Origin of the sequence: Vibrio sp. zbq_1 (assembly GCF_043102935.1) — a bacterium.
Taxonomy (GTDB): domain Bacteria; phylum Pseudomonadota; class Gammaproteobacteria; order Enterobacterales; family Vibrionaceae; genus Vibrio; species Vibrio parahaemolyticus.
On sequence record NZ_JBICJH010000041.1, the window covers coordinates 286,634 to 302,459 of the forward strand.

Sequence of the window (15,826 nt, forward strand, 5' to 3'; positions counted from 1 at the left end):
TGTCTTTTTATTCAATTAATGGCAAGGCAATTTTTTGGAATAAAGCACAAACATCTGGAGTACGGTACTTTGTCCAGTTTGGTTATGGAGGTTACAATACGCGCGTCTATTTCAAATAAGTGAACCTCATGTCTTCAGTGGTAAATAAGAATGCTGCGATCACTGCTCAAAACGAGTCTAATTCATCTACAAAATCGTCACTTCGTAAGTGGGCGGAACGTTCTCTCATGCTAATGGCAGTGCTGGGTACGGTCATTGTTTGTATGCTGTATGGCGATTTGATCACTCGGTACATTAACCCTCCCATCTCTAAATCAATAATTTATGGCCGCTGGGTTGAGCAAGATGTAGCGCCTTACTCGAGGGAAGAGTTTGTGCTTAGTGAAAGGGGGGTGACCGTTAATGGCTCGACCATTGCAACCGATTTTGAATTTGATGGCGATTCGTTCTCATACAAAGTCGGTTCGACCGTACGCCATTTTGATTTTGTCGGAAAGCAACATACAGAAATGAAGTTGGATGCGCGGGCGCACTATCTTCCGGTCTTTCGTCTTGAAGGGCACGCTGGCATCGCCGTTCGTTAAATATTGTGTTTTCTATTTGAGCATTCGCCATTGCGCGAGTGCTCAACATTCCTATCTTTTTGATATCCACATCAGTTCAGACATTGTCTGGACAATTTCGTAAATATTCTCCTGTTATCATGTTGTTCGTCCCGAAATGGATGATTTAACAACAAGTAAACGGATTGGCTTAGTGTTGAAACATTTTGTCGTCGCTTTTCAATTGCGTCGTTTGCATTTGTTTGCCATCCTTTTGCTATTCTTTTTTACGGAAAAATCACGTGTTAAAAAAACTCCTTCCTATTATTTCTTTGAGTCTGCTATTTGGTTGTGCTCAACAAAATGATCGCGCTCAGCAATATCTCGATGGTGAGTTCCCTCAGATACTAAATAAAGTGGATGTAGTTGAATCCAACAAACCACGTGATTTTACTGAGTTTAATAAGCAAGCTGAGCAAGTGGTGATGAAGTCACCATCCATGTCGAAGATTTACCAACCGCTTTACCAAAGACTGAGTGAGTGGGCGCAGCAAAGCGGAGACACCAGCGCGTTGAGTGCGTTTGGCATTCAAGCCGCGCAATTGGGTGGTGGTGATAAAAAAGGTAATGTGTTGTTTACCGGATACTTTTCTCCCGTGATGGAGCTTCGTCATACACCAAACGACATTTTTAAGTACCCAGTTTACGGTAAGCCGAACTGCACATCAGATTGTCCGACTCGCGCGGAGATCTACAATGGGGCATTAGATGGCCAAGGTTTAGTGCTTGGTTATGCGCCAAATCGTATTGACCCGTTTATGATGGAAGTGCAGGGCAGTGGCTATGTGCATTTTGAAGATGATGATACGTTGGAATACTTTGCGTACGCAGGGAAAAACAACAAAGCTTACGTCAGCATTGGCCGCATTTTGATTGAACGTGGTGAAGTGCCGCGTGAAAAAATGTCCCTCAAAGCGATTAAAGAGTGGGTGATGGACAACGACGATGCGACAGTGCGCGAGTTGTTGGAGCAAAATCCTTCTTACGTTTTCTTTGCACCAAAAGCGGAAGCGCCTGTAACAGGCTCGGCTGGTATTCCGTTGTTGCCAATGGCCGCTGTCGCGGGCGATCGCTCTATCTTACCAATGGGCACGCCAATCTTGGCGGAAGTGCCGTTGTTGAATGCCGATGGTACGTGGAGCGGCGCTCACCAACTGCGCATGTTGATCGTGTTAGACACAGGTGGTGCGGTAAAACAAAACCATTTGGATCTGTATCATGGCATTGGTGCTAGAGCAGGGACAGAAGCTGGGCATTACAAGCATTTTGGTCGAGTGTGGAAACTTGGGTTGGAAAACTCACCAACTCAAGCGCCTTGGGCTTTACTGCCAGAAAAGCTACAATAGCCATCCAAGAAAGAGGAACCCCCTCTTATCTAGACATTTCATCAAAGAGTGCGTATAAATCGCACTCTTTGTTTTTCTATCGATCATCTGGACTTCAATATGCGTGAACTCGATACCCCTGCATCTGACGGCTACAACCAACGTTTTGGCGGCACACGTCGTCTTTATGGCAATAGTGAAGTGGACATTCTTCGCGCTGCACACGTTTGTGTGATTGGTATTGGTGGTGTAGGTTCATGGGCGGTGGAAGCGTTGGCTCGTACGGGGATCGGTGAGCTGACTCTGATTGATATGGACGATGTTTGTGTCACGAACATTAACCGCCAAATTCATGCAATGACGGGTACCGTTGGTCAAAGCAAAATTGAAGTGATGGCCGAGCGCGTCAAGTTGATCAACCCGGAGTGTAAAGTTAATCTGATTGATGATTTCATTACGCCAGACAATCAACATGAGTACTTAAGTAAAGAGTTTGATTACGTGTTGGATGCGATTGACAGCGTAAAAGCAAAGGCGTCTTTGTTGGCGTATTGCCGCAGCAACAAGATCAAAGTGATCACCACGGGTGGCGCTGGTGGTCAGGTCGATCCAACGCAGATCATGGTCGCTGATTTAACGAAAACGATTCAAGATCCTTTAGCGAAGAAAATCAAAGACACTTTGCGTCGTCATCATAACTTCCCTAAGAATCCGGCTCGTAAGTTTGGTATTGATTGCGTGTTTTCAACCGAGCAGCTGAAGTATCCTCAAGCAGACGGTTCAGTGTGTGGTGTGAAGTCGACAGCGGACGGTCCAAAACGTATGGATTGTGCTAGCGGATTTGGTGCGGCAACTGTCGTAACCGCGACGTTTGGCTTTGTTGCGGTATCGCGAATCGTTGAGAAGCTGATTCAAAAACACAAGAAGTAGTTCAGCCAAAAAGCATCAAACAGAAGGGCACATTATGATCGATTTTCCTGCATCTCCATTTGGAACAGAAATCACCAGCGAAGATATTGTCGCAACGATGCAGCAATTTAAAGGCTGGGAAGATCGTTACCGTCAGGTCATTCAGTGGGGTAAAAAGCTGCCACAAATGCCAGAAGAGCTGAAATCAGAACAAGTTACAGTATCGGGTTGCGAAAGCTTGGTGTGGTTAGTGAGCCAAGCGCAAAATGGCGTGTGGCATTTTTGTGCAGACTCCGATGCGCGTATTGTACGCGGATTAATTGCGTTGGTGATGGCGGCTTATGACGGTAAAACGGCCGATCAAATTCAAGCGTTTGATATTGATGATTATTTTGAGCAGCTGGGACTCATCGCGCATTTAAGCCCATCACGTGGTAATGGCCTGAAAGCTATTGTTGAGCAGATTAAGCACACTGCCGTGTAATGAGCCATTTCCCCAATTTTTAAAAAACGCCGAATAGCTTAGCTGTTTGGCGTTTTTTGTATCTGAGTTGAGACGTTTTTCGCGTGTGAATAAAAAATATGCAAATAGTCGACTATTTTGACTTTAATTGACCTTTCTATTGATCCAGATTCATTATATTGCCCACTTGGTTTTTATAGACTCAATTGTATTTAAAATTTGTCTATATTAGATAATAGACATATGCCCCATTCGCTTCTATTCCCCAATGTTGAAACACATTTGGAGGCGATTGGGTTACTTAGATACAAACGCTAGGAACCTCCCTGTATGCAATTCACCTTGGAACATGCGCAAGACGTGTTATCCGGAATGCCTGACCCCACTTTTATTTTGAGTGAAGATGGTATCTATATTGATGTTTTTGGAGGAACAGACAAAAAAGCCTATCACGATGGAAGCAATTTGATAGGTAAGACGCTGCACAGCGTACTTGAGAAAGAGCAAGCCGACTGGTTTATCGAACAGATCAATCGGTCACTCAATCAAGACAGTATTGTGACGATCGAGTACAAGATGTGCGCCGACAGCATTCAGGGAATAGATGCGAACAGTGGGCCAAAAGGCGACCTCTATTACGAAGGGAAAATCTGTCCGCTCACTATAAACTATCAAGGTCGTCGCGTTGTTCTCATTCTTACCCGCAACATTTCCAACCGCCACCGAGTCGAAACCCTTCTTCGCCACCAAAGCCAAATTGACGCTCTCACAAACATCTACAATCGACGTGTTTTTTTCGAAAAGCTCACAGAAGAAGTCATTAAATCCCAAACTCCTGACTACCAATCTGCTCTATTATTGTTTGATTTGGATTTTTTTAAAGTTATCAATGATAAACGTGGCCATGATGCGGGAGATTATGTCTTAGAAACATTAGCCGATTTGGTTTCTCACTTGTTGGTTAAAGACGAGATTTTTGCAAGAGTAGGAGGGGAGGAGTTTGCGATTATCCTGCCAGAAACCTCTCTATCGGCGGCGAAAGAAGTGGGAGAGGAAGTACGTTCCCATATTCAAAATTGCCAGTTTGAATTTGAAAAGATTGAAATTCCGGTCACGGTGAGCGTGGGCGTGGTCAAAATAGGCAGAAATGAAACCACCAAACGCTTGTATGCGCATGCAGATAAAGCACTTTATGCTGCGAAAAGAAATGGCAGAAACTGCGTGGCGACTCTGGATAGGCAGATGGAGTAACCTTGTTGGTTACTCCAAGTCGAAAGGTTGGCGTTATAACATGTCGACGGCTTTCTCTACGGCGGCGATGAGCCTATCCACATCTTCAGCCGTGTTATAAATACCAAAAGAAACGCGTACCGTTCCTTTGACGTTTAGCGCATCCATCAATGGGTGAGCGCAATGGTGTCCTGCTCGTACTGCAATGCCTTGTTGATCGAGCAGCGTCGCCATGTCTTGGTGATGAACGCCGTCCATTACGAACGTCAGTACAGAGGCATTCGGTTGATAGCCTAGAATATGGATGTCATCCAACGCGTTTAGTGCTCGGTAGGCCTTATCCTGAAGCACATGGAGATGATCCTCGACTTCGTGATGGTCAAAGCCTTGGTACCACTCAATGGCTTTCGCTAAAGCAATCGCGCCCGCTACGTTTGGTGTTCCCGCTTCAAATTTGCCAGGAAGTGCTGAAAAGGTCGTTTTCTCGAAAGAAACGCGTTCAACCATTTTGCCGCCGCCGTGCCATGGTGGCATAGCTTCTAACAACTCTAGTTTGCCGTATAGAACGCCAATACCTGCTGGCGCATACAGCTTGTGACCTGAGAAAACGTAAAAATCGATATCTGATGCCGATAAATCTAGCTGCTCATGCACGATGCCTTGTGCGCCATCAACTACAACTACCGCACCAACGCTGTGCGCTAGCTCGGTGATCTTTTCGATAGGTTGGCGTGTGCCTGTTACGTTGGTTATTTGTGCGCACGCGACGATTTTGCATCGCTCAGAAATCAGCTGCTCAAACGCCTGCAAGTCAAACTGGCACTCGGGGATCATTGGCACTTTCACTATTTTCGCGCCAGTTTGTTCGGCCACAATTTGCCACGGCACGATGTTGGCGTGGTGTTCCATCTCGCTAATCAAGATCTCATCGCCCGGTTGTAAGGTGCTGCGAGCGTAAGTTTGTGCTATTAAGTTAAGTGCTTCGGTTGCGCCTCGCGTCCAAATGATTTCTTTAGAGCTGTTTGCACCAATAAACGTTGCTACGGCTTCGCGAGCGGCTTCAAACTGGCTAGTGGCGTTTGCTGTCAAACTGTGGCTACCACGATGCACGTTAGCATTTTGTGCACTGTAGTAACGGCTAATCACATCGATCACGCACTGTGGCTTTTGTGTTGTTGCTGCGCTATCAAGGTAAACCAAAGGCGATTGGTTTACGTCTTGATTTAGAGCCGGGAACTGTTCGCGTACAGCGTTTACGTCAAACATTACTCTTCACCAAATTCGTGATAATGCAGTGTTGGGATAGTGACTAGCGGTTCTGCGACCATCCATCCATGCTCTTTACCGGAAAGTTTGATAATGATTTCCATTGCGAACTCAAGTGCGGTTCCTGGTCCCTGACTTGTCAGTAGGTTGTGATTCACATCCATGGTGACACGTTTAGCTCGCCATTTGTCTTCAGGAATATGAGATTGGAAGCTTGGATGACATGTCATCAAGGCTTCAGGGTAAAGGTTGTGGTGTTGCAAAACCAAAGCAGGAGCTGCACAAATTGCCGCCACCAGTTTACCCTCGTACATGTGCTGTTTGAGGATCTCAATCATAATGGTGCTATCACGGAAAGTTTCTGCGCCGCCCACGCCGCCAGATAATACAATGGCATCAAACTCGTCGTCAGCAATATCGACCAATTTGCAGTCAGCGGTTAGTGTTACACCGCGAGAGGCTTTCATTGTCAGTGCACCATCAAATGCAGCACTTGCAACTGTAACGTCATAACCCGCGCGAACCATCAAGTCGATAACGGTGACGGCTTCCATTTCTTCGGTGCCCGGAGCGATTGGCACTAAGATTTTCTTACTCATTCTTCTGTCCAGCTTTGTTCTATTTGTTTGATGCGTTGGTAAAGTTCTAAATTCTCAGGTGTATTGATGCGATGTTTCTCTGCCGCTTTTAGCAAGTACCCAGTGATAAAATCAATTTCGGTCGGGCGCTGATGAAACACGTCTTGCCTCATTGAAGAATAGTTCTCAGACGTTGCCCGCACCACTTGCATAATGGTCTCGAAAAGTACGTCGAACTGCGTCGCAATGTCTTCCTTATTCATCACTTCGACAAGTTCTTTCGTGATGTTTTTCAAGGTGTCTTGAAAATCACCGTGTGCAAGGTCGCCATTTTTACATTGATGCAATGCTGTAAGCGGGTTGATTGCACAGTTTATGGCGAGTTTGGTCCATAACGCGGCATTGATGTTTGGGTTCCAAACAACTTCTGGTAAAGCGTGCTGCATAACATCTTGCAAAAACTGGCAATGAGCGCCAGACGCATTAAAGCCGCCAACTTGAGTGATGCCTTGCCCCGTGTGCATTACGTGCTCTTTATTCGGCTTATAAGCACCATGGGTTGTGGTTGCGATAACGACGGGATTTGCGGATAGCATCTCTTCTACCTGCTCGGCCGTACCCATACCATTGTGCATAAGCATAACAATGGCATCGCGATGAATGTGCTCAATAAGAGGTTTGAGTGCAGTGATCACTTGCCACGCTTTCACCGTGACCAAAATCAAATCCGCTTGTTGTAAAGAGGGAATATGTTGGTTAGGAAACTCCATTGCAGGTGAGTCATCAAGCGTAAGGGAGTGTTGCGGCTCAGACGTTCTGCCCCACACTGATACTTGGTGTCCTGCCAATTGAAATTTTGTTGCCCACAGTGAGCCAATGGCCCCCGGACCTAAAATGAGAATATTCACCAAACGCTCTCAGTAAAAAGGTTTGCTGCAAGGATAATGAGGGGAGAGAGGAAAGCAAATAAAAATGGCGCCAATTGGCGCCATTTTTGAGGAAACTTATCGGTTCAATTAGAACTTGTAAGTTACTGCGATGTAGTGACCGAAGCCAGTTGAATCTACACCATTAACTTCTTTGATACCGTAGATGTTTTTGTAGCCTTTTAGACCGTAACCAACAGCAAAGCGATCAGAGTGCCAGTAGATACCGTTGAACATAGCACCGCCGTAGCTAGATGAAGAGTACTCATCTTTCATACCAAATTGCCAGTCGATGTAACCTTGGTAAGAAATGAATGAACCGTTCTCGAAGAAGTAGAATGGTTTGAACCAGTTAGTCGAGATTTGGTAACCGTTCCAATCTTTCTTGTTGCTATCGTAAGTACCGTATAGGTTTAGACCGATTTTACCTAACCAAGGTACCATCACGTCAGAACCTAGACCGATTTTTTGTGAGTTAACTTCAGAAGCACCGCCCCACTCCATTAGAGTAGAAACGTATAGTTCTTGAACTGGGCCGAAAGACAAGTCTTTACCAGTTACAGCATCTAGAGACATACGTGGAGCAAACTTCATGAAGATTTTTTCTTTGCCAGATTTGTCGCTGCCTGGGTCAGAAGCTAGGTTGAATACGTCAACGTAACCGTAAAGGTCGAAAATACCAGAGCGGCCGCCGAATTCCATTTCTAGGTAGTCGTGGTTCGAACCATCAGGGAAACCAGGAAGTTCGTTGAATGCACCCATTAGGTTAAATTGCATCCACTTGTAATCGTTTTTGTGGATATCGCCGTCAGAGTAATCTGCAGCTAATACTGGAGCTGATGTAGCCGCTAGAAGGCTAAGAGCTAAAAGTGATTTACGCATAAGGGGACTCTCTATGTTTGTAATGATTCAGAACACGCAATCTGTGCTGCGCTTTCCAATTGGCGGGAATAATAGCGATAAAAATCGCAAATGAAAGTGATAAAGGGTGCAAAAATGAACGTTTTTAGTGAGGTGTGTCACGAACTTATCTTTATTTACGGAACTTTTTGTTTGTTGCATTAACTTGCAATAAATATGTGATTTAGATCGTTTGCGTAAGCGATTTTATGACTTTTTAAGCCAGTCGATTAACCAACACAAATCGTTAGTGATCCGAGTAATAAGGCGTTCGTATGAATCGGAGAACCAAAGAGGACGTTTGAATGAAAGAAGTCATGTTATTCCCGCTCACCTCGGTTGTACTACCCGAAGGCAAGATGAATCTGCGTATTTTTGAACCAAGATATAAGCGCATGGTGAAAGAGTGTAGTCTGCAAAATGTGGGGTTTGGTGTTTGCCTAGTAGGAAGCGAGGGTGACCCTAAAGACGTGGGAAATGTTTCATCTATCGGAACTTTGGTCAGGATCGTTGATTTTGAAACACTCAGTGATGGTCTTCTTGGTATTACAGTCGCTGGTGAGAAACGCTTTGTTATCAAACGAGTTCGTGCGGACTCGGACGGTTTACGCCATGCAGAAGTCGAATGGTTAGACAATTGGCAACATCCAGACAACTCACCAGATTTTTTCTATTTAAGCCAGCAGTTATCCCATATTTATGAAGAGTTTCCGCAACTTGGAAACCTTTACCAGCATCGTTTTTACGATGACTCAGCTTGGGTTACCCAGCGCTGGCTTGAATTACTTCCTTTAGACTGCAATCTGTTCGAACAGCTCGTTGGCGCAGAGGACTGTATTCCTGCGTTGCAATTTCTGACAGAAGCCATAGAAGCCCCTTCAAACAAAGAGGCAAGGATATGAAAGGATTGAGCTGAGTCTGAGCAGAGCCGCTGCAATATTGGCAATGGCTTTAGGTTTAGCCGCTTGTGGTTCATCAGACACTGACACAATCGAACATTCCAGCAGGAGACTATCAAGTTAGATTAATCGTGGGCGACTCCGTTGTTTTTGATTCGGGTGCAGTCGCGCTTTCTGCTAACTCCAATTTGACCATTGCTGCTATTAATACTGGTGATTCAAGTAGCTCTTTACCAGTTAAGCACCTCGTTCCTGATGGTTCCTCCTCTTCTATAATTGAAATCACAGGAAACCAAGCTAAGTTCGAGTAGGGCATCTTGTCGATGGCACTACGAGTCATCCGATAATTGATGTTGATGGACTAAGGGTTGATGGCGGGAAATATGACAGCGTATATGCTGTCGGAGTTGTAAGCCCTTTTATTGCGATAGAGTCTTTAATGGTGAAGACATGAGAAGAGCGGTGGCAACCAGTGCGACGTTAAACGTGACTCATGCGGCAGCCAACCCAGTAGCAAAGATGGTTGATATCTACCTCACAACGTCAGTAGGGATAAAGGGCAGTGATCCAACCATCACAGACTTTGCGTATAAAGAAAGTGCGAAAGGATTGTATGTTGCGGCAGGCACTTACTACGTAACTGTCACCGTCGCGGGCAACCCTGACGCGGTCGCGATTGATTCGCTACCAGTAGACTTAATGAATGGTGTTGTCTACCAAGTGGTTGCTATTGATAACGGAAACAATGGTGGCTTCAATCTTCTCGTTGATGACATCACCGATTAGGAAGAAGGGAGGTGAGAGCCTCCCTATAGTAAAGGCTGATTATGATGAGTGATAGCCCACAAAAATTGGGGCGAAATGAATGGAACGCTTACATGGATAAAGTAAAAGCCAAAGATAGAGAGGCTTTTGCGTTCGTATTCCGTTTTTATGCACCCAAGCTAAAACAGTTTGCCTACAAGCACGTTGGTAATGAGCAAGTTGCTATGGAGATGGTTCAAGAAACCATGGCAACGGTCTGGCAAAAAGCTCATCTTTACGATGGAAAGAAGAGTGCGTTATCGACGTGGATATACACGATTATCCGCAACTTGTGTTTTGACTTACTCAGAAAACAAAAGGGTAAAGAGCTTCACATCCATTCTGATGACATTTGGCTATCGGAATATTATCCGCCAGATTTGGTTGATCATTATTCTCCAGAACAAGACATGTTGAAGGAACAGGTGGTGAAGTTTCTTGATATTTTGCCTAAAAATCAGAGAGACGTATTGCAAGCGGTTTATCTCGAAGAGCTGCCACATCAGCAAGTTGCGGAACTTTTTGACATACCGCTAGGTACGGTTAAGTCTCGGTTAAGACTCGCAGTAGAAAAGTTAAGGCACTCAATGCATACGGAGCAACTATGAACAAACATCCAGATAACAACTTGTTAGAAGCATACGCTTCGGGCAGCATTGATGCGGTTTCTGGTCTTGTGGTCGCCACACATTTAGAGACGTGCGCAAAGTGCCGAGCGTATGTAAACCAAGTAGAAGCAAGTCAAGCAAACACAGTTAGTGAAAGTCCATTAGAGTATTCACATGAGTTTGATGACATGTTTAACGACATTATTAACGCAGAACCTGTGAACGACAATGTGGTGATTCAAGATACAGCTTTCGTCAATGTCGCAGGTAAAAGCTTCGAGCTTCCAAAAACGTTAGTGCGCTTTTCTGATTTGGTGGGATCGTGGCGAAGCTACGGTGGGAAGGTTTTTAGTGCACAAATTGATTTGGGTGAAGATGCTCGAGTGAGCCTGATGTACATCGGCGAAAATGTACAAATCCCACAACACACGCACAGAGGGTTGGAATCCACACTGGTTCTGCATGGTGGATTTAGCGATGAAGACGGGCAGTATGAAGAAGGCGACTTGATGATACGAGATGCCTCAGTGAAACACAGCCCCTTTACTCAGGAAGGTGAAGACTGTTTGTGTTTAACGGTACTCACTGAGCCAATGATTTTCACGCAAGGTGTTGCACGAATCTTCAACTTGTTCGGCAAAGGGCTTTACCCGTAAGCTTCGAATCCCGCGTTTTGTATAGAAAAAACCACCGTATTGTGCAGTGGTTTTTTATTCTTACTTTTGCGCAAATTTGCGGTCGTTAGTGCTTATGCCGCGCTTTTTCCAAAAGATCCGTAAAGTAATGACGCAGTGAATACAACATGATCAAGCTCGGGATCACCATTACGGCCGTGAGAATGAAAAACGTGCTCCAGTCATTTAGGTAGTCAACCAATTCACCGCTGAATGACGCTAGCGTGGTTCGTCCAAAGTTTCCTAGCGACGCAAGCAATGCATACTGAGTGGCAGAGAACGCTTGCCCGGTTAATAGAGTCAGAAACGAGACAAAGGCTACGGTGGAAAATGCCGTCGTAAAGTTATCAACGATGATGGTCGCTAAATACAGATGCTCGTTAGGGCCAACAGACGCTATCCAAGCAAACATCAAGTTACTCGCTGACATAGCAATGCCGCCAATCATCAAACCGCGCACGATACCAAACTTCACATTGAACATACTGCCAACGAGAGTAAAGAAGATGGTGGCTCCCCATCCGATCAACTTCGAGTAGTAGCCAATTTGTTCGTTGCTAAAGCCAATGTCTTTGTAGAAAGCAATCGACATGCGGCCCAGGAATGCTTCGCCAATCTTAAATAAGAAGACAAACAGCAACAGGGTTATCGCGACGCGAACACCATTGCGGTTGAAGAAATCGAGGAAAGGCTCAACAACGGTGACCGTAAACCACGCCACAAGTTTTGAACCGACGACTTCTTTGTGTCTTTGTTCCGCTTCGGATTGGAGCTTTTCACGTTGTGTGACTGGTTCGCCCACTAACAAAGTGAACACCATGAGTACCACGACAACAGCTGCCATACCGTAATACACTCCGTTCCAGCCGATAGTATCGGCGTTAACAAACGCCAAGTATCCCGGCAATGAGTAGCCTGTCCACCATCCGATGACTGCCATAGCCGAAGCTTGTGGCAACTTAGATTCTTCCGATTTTGGAAAAGTATCAATTCGGAAAGCGTCGATGGCGATGTCTTGTGTTGCCGATGCCGTTGCAATACACAAGGCGAGCAGAGAGGCGAAAATGAGATTTTCCGCAGGATTGACCCCTGCAATGAATAATGTGGCAACCAGCACAATGCTTTGACAGAAAAAGATCCAACTGCGTCTTTGTCCAAGCAGAGGATACAACAGCGGTAACTTCACTCGGTCGACCAAGGGAGCCCACAGAAAGTTGATCGCATAGACCGCAAAGACACTACCAAAATAGCCGATTGCGGAAAGGGTCAAGCCGGCGTCTTTTAGCCAACCAGACATGTTTGAGCCGATAAGTACCCATGGAAAGCCGCTAGAACAGCCCAACATGAAAACCCACATGAGTCGCTTATCAAGGTAACTTTTTACCGTTTCCAACCAAGTGATGGAAGGTAATGAAGACATAAATCAATCCAATAAAATGAAGCCATGGAACGAGAAAGCCCTTCGAATATTCAAAGGGCTTATGGATTTGGTTATTTGAGTAGCGTTGCTTTAGTAATGACGATTTGCGTCTCTGGTACATCACGCATTCGACCTACTGTAGTGGTCGGCTGCTGTGCCATTTTTTCGATAACGTCGAATCCTTCAGTCACCTCACCAAATACCGCATAACCAGGTGGGCGAGCGCCATAGTTTAGGAAGTCATTGTCGACGAGGTTGACGAAGAATTGGCGAGTTGCAGAGTCTGGTGCATTGGTGCGTGCCATTGCGATGGTTGCACGGTCATTGTTCAGACCATTACTTCCTTCGTTTTTGATTGGCGCGTATGTTTTCACCATCTGCATGTCTTGGTTAAAGCCGCCACCTTGTGCCATGAATCCTGGGATAATACGATGGAAAATCGTACCTTCGTAGCTGCCGTCTTCTACATATTTCAGAAAGTTAGCCACTGTGATTGGCGCTTTTTCTTCATTCAGCTCGACGGTAAATGAACCTAACGTTGTTTCAAACGCCACTTTTGGCCCTGCCCAAACACTGCAGCTAAGTAATGCTAAAGAAAGAATCGCTTTGCGTAACATTAGAAACGCTCCTGCATGTACTGACGAAGCTCTGGGTCGTTAGCAATTTCTTTAAGCGTTAACGTCACTACATCATTCAGTGTTTCTTCAATATCAGAATCTGAAGCGCTTAAAGTGCCAGAGCGTTTTGCAGTACCTGTATAGGTTTTCACCAATTTGCCTTGTGGTGTTTCTGCTGTGATCTCTAGTATCACTTTGGCATCCATTTGGTTTTCCATCACGGAATGTTTGACGTTCACTAGCGCTTCTTGAACATTCAGTTCAATTGCGTTGTTGCTGTTTAAATCAGAGTGGAAACCTTGAGATGAGAACTGTTTCTCTAAAGCTTCTTCTAATGCAATGCGTAAGTTTTGTTTCGCATGAAGTGGTAGAATGTTTGAACGACCGTTATCAACCAAAGCTACGTACTGCGCTGCGCGCACGTCTTTGCTGGTCAAGCTGTATGTTTTGCCTTGTACAATAGGATTGGTGCTCAAGGTGCTTTCAGGCATTAGGTTCAGTTGCGGTTGTTGTGGCGCTGAACATGCAGCAAGCAATGCAACCGAAGCCGCGAGTAACAGTTTTTTCATTTTATTGTTCCTTGTAAACATTTTGCTCGGAGAGCTCTATTGTTTTGCGCTTAATTTAGCAGGATTTTTTGTTGCCTGTAAAATCACGAACTTATTGTTAGAAGCGATGAGTTTCACATTCTTATCGCCAAACAGACGTTTCAACTTGGCATCGTAGCCGAGGTGACGGTTTCCTATGACGAGTAACTTGCCATTTTGGTTCAAAATTTGTTTTGCATCACAGAACATTTGCCATGCGATATGATCGGTAATGGCTTGTTGCTGATGGAACGGTGGGTTACACATGATTAAATCGCAACTGTCAGGTTTGAATCCATCCAAACAGTTATTGGCCACGCACTGAATGTCGCGACCTTCGCCTAAGTTATCCAATAAGTTCTGCTTGGCAGATTCAAGCGCCATGAAGCTTTCATCAACGCAAGTCAGTCTTACATTTGGATTGAGTTGACCTGCTTTTACCGATAAGACGCCGTTACCGCATCCCAAATCGATAATGTGGTTGATTGAGGCGTCTTGAGGAATATGTTGCAGCATAAAACGCGCACCTAAGTCTAAGCTTTCTCCTGAATAGACATTTGGCAGGTTTTTAAGCTGAATGTGTTCTCCTTCGACACCCCAAGCCGTGATTGGATCTACTTCAATTCTTGGTTCCGCATTGGCCTGAGAAAAGACCAGTCGATGCTTTTTCCACGCCAGTGACGTTTTAGTCTCTCCAAGGTATTTTTCGAACAATTTTAATGTAGACGTATGGATTTCTTTGGCTTTGTTTACAGCAATCACAGGGCAAGCGGTTGGAAGCACTTTGCGAAGTTGGCTCAAAATCCAAACAAGATGACGATTACTTTTAGGTAGCTGGACTAACACAAGATCTGTATTCGCAGGAATACTGTCCATTGTGGTCAGAAATGCCACTTTATTACATTGATTGTCTTCAAGATTTTTTTGAGCGCCTTTGTGAGAGACGAAAGAATCGCTCATAAAAGTGACATGATGTTTTTCAGAAAACCAGCAAGCGAGGGCACCAAAGTTATCATTGATAACAACGATGTTTTGATGGTCAGGTAATGCCATTTCTTCGACGTGATTGATCAGGTACTCATCACCCGCATCCCAAGCTTGAAGCGTTTCGTTAGAACGCTTAGGAAAACGATGAAGCGTGAGGCTTCTACCGTGAAGATTCAATTCGGTTTTCATAAGTAAACGTAGGTTGATTCAATAAACTAGTGATTATTGTCGCAAATGATGGCCTACGTAGATACAAAAAGCTGTCAAATTTTATATTTAACTCGCCGAAATAGCGTAAAGTGGCAAGCTTGTGGCTCGTGCTTTAAACGCATCTGTGCTGAATGGGCTGAACCTTTGCCAGTATTACCGCGAAACAAAGTCGCAAAATGGAAAGAGTATCAAGTCTCCACCTCTTTAGGAGTTGGGTATATACTTATGGCATTTGCATCATTGAGGAAAGAATATGATCCAAGAAATCATAGAGAAGAAGTTACATAGTGAGCTGCAACCAAGCTACTTAAAAGTTATCAACGAAAGTTACATGCACAATGTGCCGCCTGGCTCGGAAAGTCACTTTAAAGTCATTGTTGTGAGTGACTTATTTGCCGGTCAGAGATTGATTGGCCGTCACCGTCAAGTTCATCAAATTCTTGCCGATGAGCTAGACAATCATATTCACGCGCTTGCGATCCATACTTACACAGAGGAAGAGTGGAAACGTGAGCAAAATGGTGCACCAGACAGTCCAATGTGTATGGGAGGAGGGCGTTAACCCCTTTCAACCCAGACGTTTTTAGAAAGATGGCTCAGGCCATCTTTTTTTGTTTTACATTTTGTGTGGGACAAAAATGTGGCACAAATGTTGGTTAAAAAATGTGTTAACAGCGTTTCAACAAATGAATATAAATTAAAGCATATTTCAGGCTGTGAATATTTCATTTCCATAAGATATGTGTGGAATATGTCATTTGTGCGTTCGGTCAAAGTTATGACTAATATTTGACCTTTTAGACCTGATTCTATCGAAATTA

17 protein-coding genes and 1 pseudogene are annotated in these 15,826 nt (G+C 44.7%); 10 read left to right on the top strand and 8 right to left on the bottom strand.

The genetic code is table 11. The features are described from left to right. Nucleotides 1-128 precede the first annotated feature (128 nt). The 5 genes from ACF8CV_RS19150 (at nucleotide 129) to ACF8CV_RS19170 (ending at nucleotide 4,550) form a co-directional block, all read left to right on the top strand. Complete coding sequence (locus tag ACF8CV_RS19150; protein WP_005456510.1) at nucleotides 129-584, top strand: DUF2850 domain-containing protein; 456 nt, start codon at nucleotides 129-131, stop codon at nucleotides 582-584. A gap of 260 nt (nucleotides 585-844) precedes the next feature. Beyond that, complete coding sequence (gene mltA / locus ACF8CV_RS19155; RefSeq protein WP_138938269.1) at nucleotides 845-1,948, top strand: murein transglycosylase A; 1,104 nt, start codon at nucleotides 845-847, stop codon at nucleotides 1,946-1,948. Nucleotides 1,949-2,047: 99 nt separating this feature from the next. After that, nucleotides 2,048-2,857 carry a tRNA cyclic N6-threonylcarbamoyladenosine(37) synthase TcdA gene (tcdA, locus tag ACF8CV_RS19160; RefSeq protein ID WP_021823215.1) on the top strand — a complete coding sequence of 270 codons (810 nt, stop codon included), beginning with the start codon at nucleotides 2,048-2,050 and terminating at the stop codon, nucleotides 2,855-2,857. 34 nt (nucleotides 2,858-2,891) lie between these two features. Next, nucleotides 2,892-3,320 (top strand): cysteine desulfurase sulfur acceptor subunit CsdE, encoded by a 429-nt coding sequence (gene csdE, locus ACF8CV_RS19165; RefSeq protein ID WP_005482295.1) that lies wholly within the window; start codon nucleotides 2,892-2,894, stop codon nucleotides 3,318-3,320. Between the two features lie 309 nt (nucleotides 3,321-3,629). After that, complete coding sequence (locus tag ACF8CV_RS19170; protein WP_005456666.1) at nucleotides 3,630-4,550, top strand: sensor domain-containing diguanylate cyclase; 921 nt, start codon at nucleotides 3,630-3,632, stop codon at nucleotides 4,548-4,550. Nucleotides 4,551-4,583: 33 nt separating this feature from the next. Here the strand turns inward: ACF8CV_RS19170 and csdA are convergent, their stop codons facing one another. From csdA to ACF8CV_RS19190, 4 genes are all read right to left on the bottom strand, one after another. Continuing rightward, nucleotides 4,584-5,795, bottom strand: a complete 1,212-nt coding sequence (gene csdA / locus ACF8CV_RS19175) for a cysteine desulfurase CsdA (RefSeq protein ID WP_138938268.1) — start codon at nucleotides 5,793-5,795, stop codon at nucleotides 4,584-4,586. Further along, entirely contained in the window at nucleotides 5,795-6,394 is a 600-nt protein-coding gene (locus ACF8CV_RS19180; RefSeq protein WP_020835452.1) for a DJ-1 family glyoxalase III, read from the bottom strand. Before ACF8CV_RS19180 ends, csdA begins: the two co-directional genes overlap by 1 nt. Then, nucleotides 6,391-7,281, bottom strand: a complete 891-nt coding sequence (panE, locus tag ACF8CV_RS19185; protein WP_025506981.1) for a 2-dehydropantoate 2-reductase — start codon at nucleotides 7,279-7,281, stop codon at nucleotides 6,391-6,393. Before panE ends, ACF8CV_RS19180 begins: the two co-directional genes overlap by 4 nt. Nucleotides 7,282-7,389: 108 nt before the next feature. Then, nucleotides 7,390-8,181 carry an outer membrane protein OmpK gene (locus tag ACF8CV_RS19190; protein ID WP_021449946.1) on the bottom strand — a complete coding sequence of 264 codons (792 nt, stop codon included), beginning with the start codon at nucleotides 8,179-8,181 and terminating at the stop codon, nucleotides 7,390-7,392. 323 nt (nucleotides 8,182-8,504) lie between these two features. Between ACF8CV_RS19190 and ACF8CV_RS19195 the strand changes: the two genes are divergently transcribed. From ACF8CV_RS19195 to ACF8CV_RS19210, 4 genes and pseudogenes are all read left to right on the top strand, one after another. Next, on the top strand, nucleotides 8,505-9,101 hold the full coding sequence (locus ACF8CV_RS19195; protein WP_017447750.1) for an LON peptidase substrate-binding domain-containing protein: 597 nt from the start codon (nucleotides 8,505-8,507) through the stop codon (nucleotides 9,099-9,101). Between the two features lie 92 nt (nucleotides 9,102-9,193). Continuing rightward, nucleotides 9,194-9,884 (top strand): annotated as a pseudogene (locus ACF8CV_RS19200) (2-dehydropantoate 2-reductase); the annotation flags it as partial. Nucleotides 9,885-9,925: 41 nt separating this feature from the next. After that, nucleotides 9,926-10,510, top strand: coding sequence for an RNA polymerase sigma factor (locus ACF8CV_RS19205; RefSeq protein WP_029846927.1), 585 nt, complete (start codon nucleotides 9,926-9,928; stop codon nucleotides 10,508-10,510). Then, nucleotides 10,507-11,166 carry a ChrR family anti-sigma-E factor gene (locus tag ACF8CV_RS19210; protein ID WP_021822483.1) on the top strand — a complete coding sequence of 220 codons (660 nt, stop codon included), beginning with the start codon at nucleotides 10,507-10,509 and terminating at the stop codon, nucleotides 11,164-11,166. The genes ACF8CV_RS19205 and ACF8CV_RS19210 overlap by 4 nt, the downstream gene beginning before the upstream one ends. A gap of 85 nt (nucleotides 11,167-11,251) precedes the next feature. Here the strand turns inward: ACF8CV_RS19210 and ACF8CV_RS19215 are convergent, their stop codons facing one another. The 4 genes from ACF8CV_RS19215 to ACF8CV_RS19230 all read right to left on the bottom strand — a co-directional run bounded on the left by ACF8CV_RS19215 (nucleotide 11,252) and on the right by ACF8CV_RS19230 (nucleotide 14,984). Beyond that, entirely contained in the window at nucleotides 11,252-12,604 is a 1,353-nt protein-coding gene (locus ACF8CV_RS19215) for an AmpG family muropeptide MFS transporter (protein WP_005456555.1), read from the bottom strand. A gap of 71 nt (nucleotides 12,605-12,675) precedes the next feature. Continuing rightward, a complete protein-coding gene (locus ACF8CV_RS19220; RefSeq protein WP_017447752.1) occupies nucleotides 12,676-13,221 on the bottom strand; it encodes a peptidylprolyl isomerase in 546 nt (181 codons plus the stop codon). After that, nucleotides 13,221-13,790, bottom strand: coding sequence for a YajG family lipoprotein (locus ACF8CV_RS19225; protein WP_005456550.1), 570 nt, complete (start codon nucleotides 13,788-13,790; stop codon nucleotides 13,221-13,223). Before ACF8CV_RS19225 ends, ACF8CV_RS19220 begins: the two co-directional genes overlap by 1 nt. Nucleotides 13,791-13,826: 36 nt before the next feature. Continuing rightward, nucleotides 13,827-14,984 carry a methyltransferase gene (locus ACF8CV_RS19230; protein ID WP_023584118.1) on the bottom strand — a complete coding sequence of 386 codons (1,158 nt, stop codon included), beginning with the start codon at nucleotides 14,982-14,984 and terminating at the stop codon, nucleotides 13,827-13,829. Between the two features lie 274 nt (nucleotides 14,985-15,258). On the opposite strand from ACF8CV_RS19230, the gene bolA reads away from it, so the two are divergent. Next, the gene (bolA, locus tag ACF8CV_RS19235) at nucleotides 15,259-15,567 is read left to right on the top strand and encodes a transcriptional regulator BolA (RefSeq protein ID WP_005456570.1); all 309 of its coding nucleotides are present in this window, start codon (nucleotides 15,259-15,261) and stop codon (nucleotides 15,565-15,567) included. The last annotated feature ends 259 nt before the right edge of the window (nucleotides 15,568-15,826 follow it).

What these genes read in the sequence shown, in the direction of transcription:
- ACF8CV_RS19150 (WP_005456510.1), top strand. Translation starts at nt 129, where the DNA reads ATGTCTTCAGTGGTAAATAAGAATGCTGCGATCACTGCTCAAAACGAG.
- tcdA (WP_021823215.1), top strand. Translation starts at nt 2,048, where the DNA reads ATGCGTGAACTCGATACCCCTGCATCTGACGGCTACAACCAACGTTTT.
- csdE (WP_005482295.1), top strand. Translation starts at nt 2,892, where the DNA reads ATGATCGATTTTCCTGCATCTCCATTTGGAACAGAAATCACCAGCGAA.
- ACF8CV_RS19170 (WP_005456666.1), top strand. Translation starts at nt 3,630, where the DNA reads ATGCAATTCACCTTGGAACATGCGCAAGACGTGTTATCCGGAATGCCT.
- csdA (WP_138938268.1), bottom strand. Translation starts at nt 5,795, where the DNA reads ATGTTTGACGTAAACGCTGTACGCGAACAGTTCCCGGCTCTAAATCAA.
- ACF8CV_RS19180 (WP_020835452.1), bottom strand. Translation starts at nt 6,394, where the DNA reads ATGAGTAAGAAAATCTTAGTGCCAATCGCTCCGGGCACCGAAGAAATG.
- ACF8CV_RS19190 (WP_021449946.1), bottom strand. Translation starts at nt 8,181, where the DNA reads ATGCGTAAATCACTTTTAGCTCTTAGCCTTCTAGCGGCTACATCAGCT.
- ACF8CV_RS19195 (WP_017447750.1), top strand. Translation starts at nt 8,505, where the DNA reads ATGAAAGAAGTCATGTTATTCCCGCTCACCTCGGTTGTACTACCCGAA.
- ACF8CV_RS19205 (WP_029846927.1), top strand. Translation starts at nt 9,926, where the DNA reads ATGATGAGTGATAGCCCACAAAAATTGGGGCGAAATGAATGGAACGCT.
- ACF8CV_RS19210 (WP_021822483.1), top strand. Translation starts at nt 10,507, where the DNA reads ATGAACAAACATCCAGATAACAACTTGTTAGAAGCATACGCTTCGGGC.
- ACF8CV_RS19215 (WP_005456555.1), bottom strand. Translation starts at nt 12,604, where the DNA reads ATGTCTTCATTACCTTCCATCACTTGGTTGGAAACGGTAAAAAGTTAC.
- ACF8CV_RS19220 (WP_017447752.1), bottom strand. Translation starts at nt 13,221, where the DNA reads ATGTTACGCAAAGCGATTCTTTCTTTAGCATTACTTAGCTGCAGTGTT.
- ACF8CV_RS19225 (WP_005456550.1), bottom strand. Translation starts at nt 13,790, where the DNA reads ATGAAAAAACTGTTACTCGCGGCTTCGGTTGCATTGCTTGCTGCATGT.
- ACF8CV_RS19230 (WP_023584118.1), bottom strand. Translation starts at nt 14,984, where the DNA reads ATGAAAACCGAATTGAATCTTCACGGTAGAAGCCTCACGCTTCATCGT.
- bolA (WP_005456570.1), top strand. Translation starts at nt 15,259, where the DNA reads ATGATCCAAGAAATCATAGAGAAGAAGTTACATAGTGAGCTGCAACCA.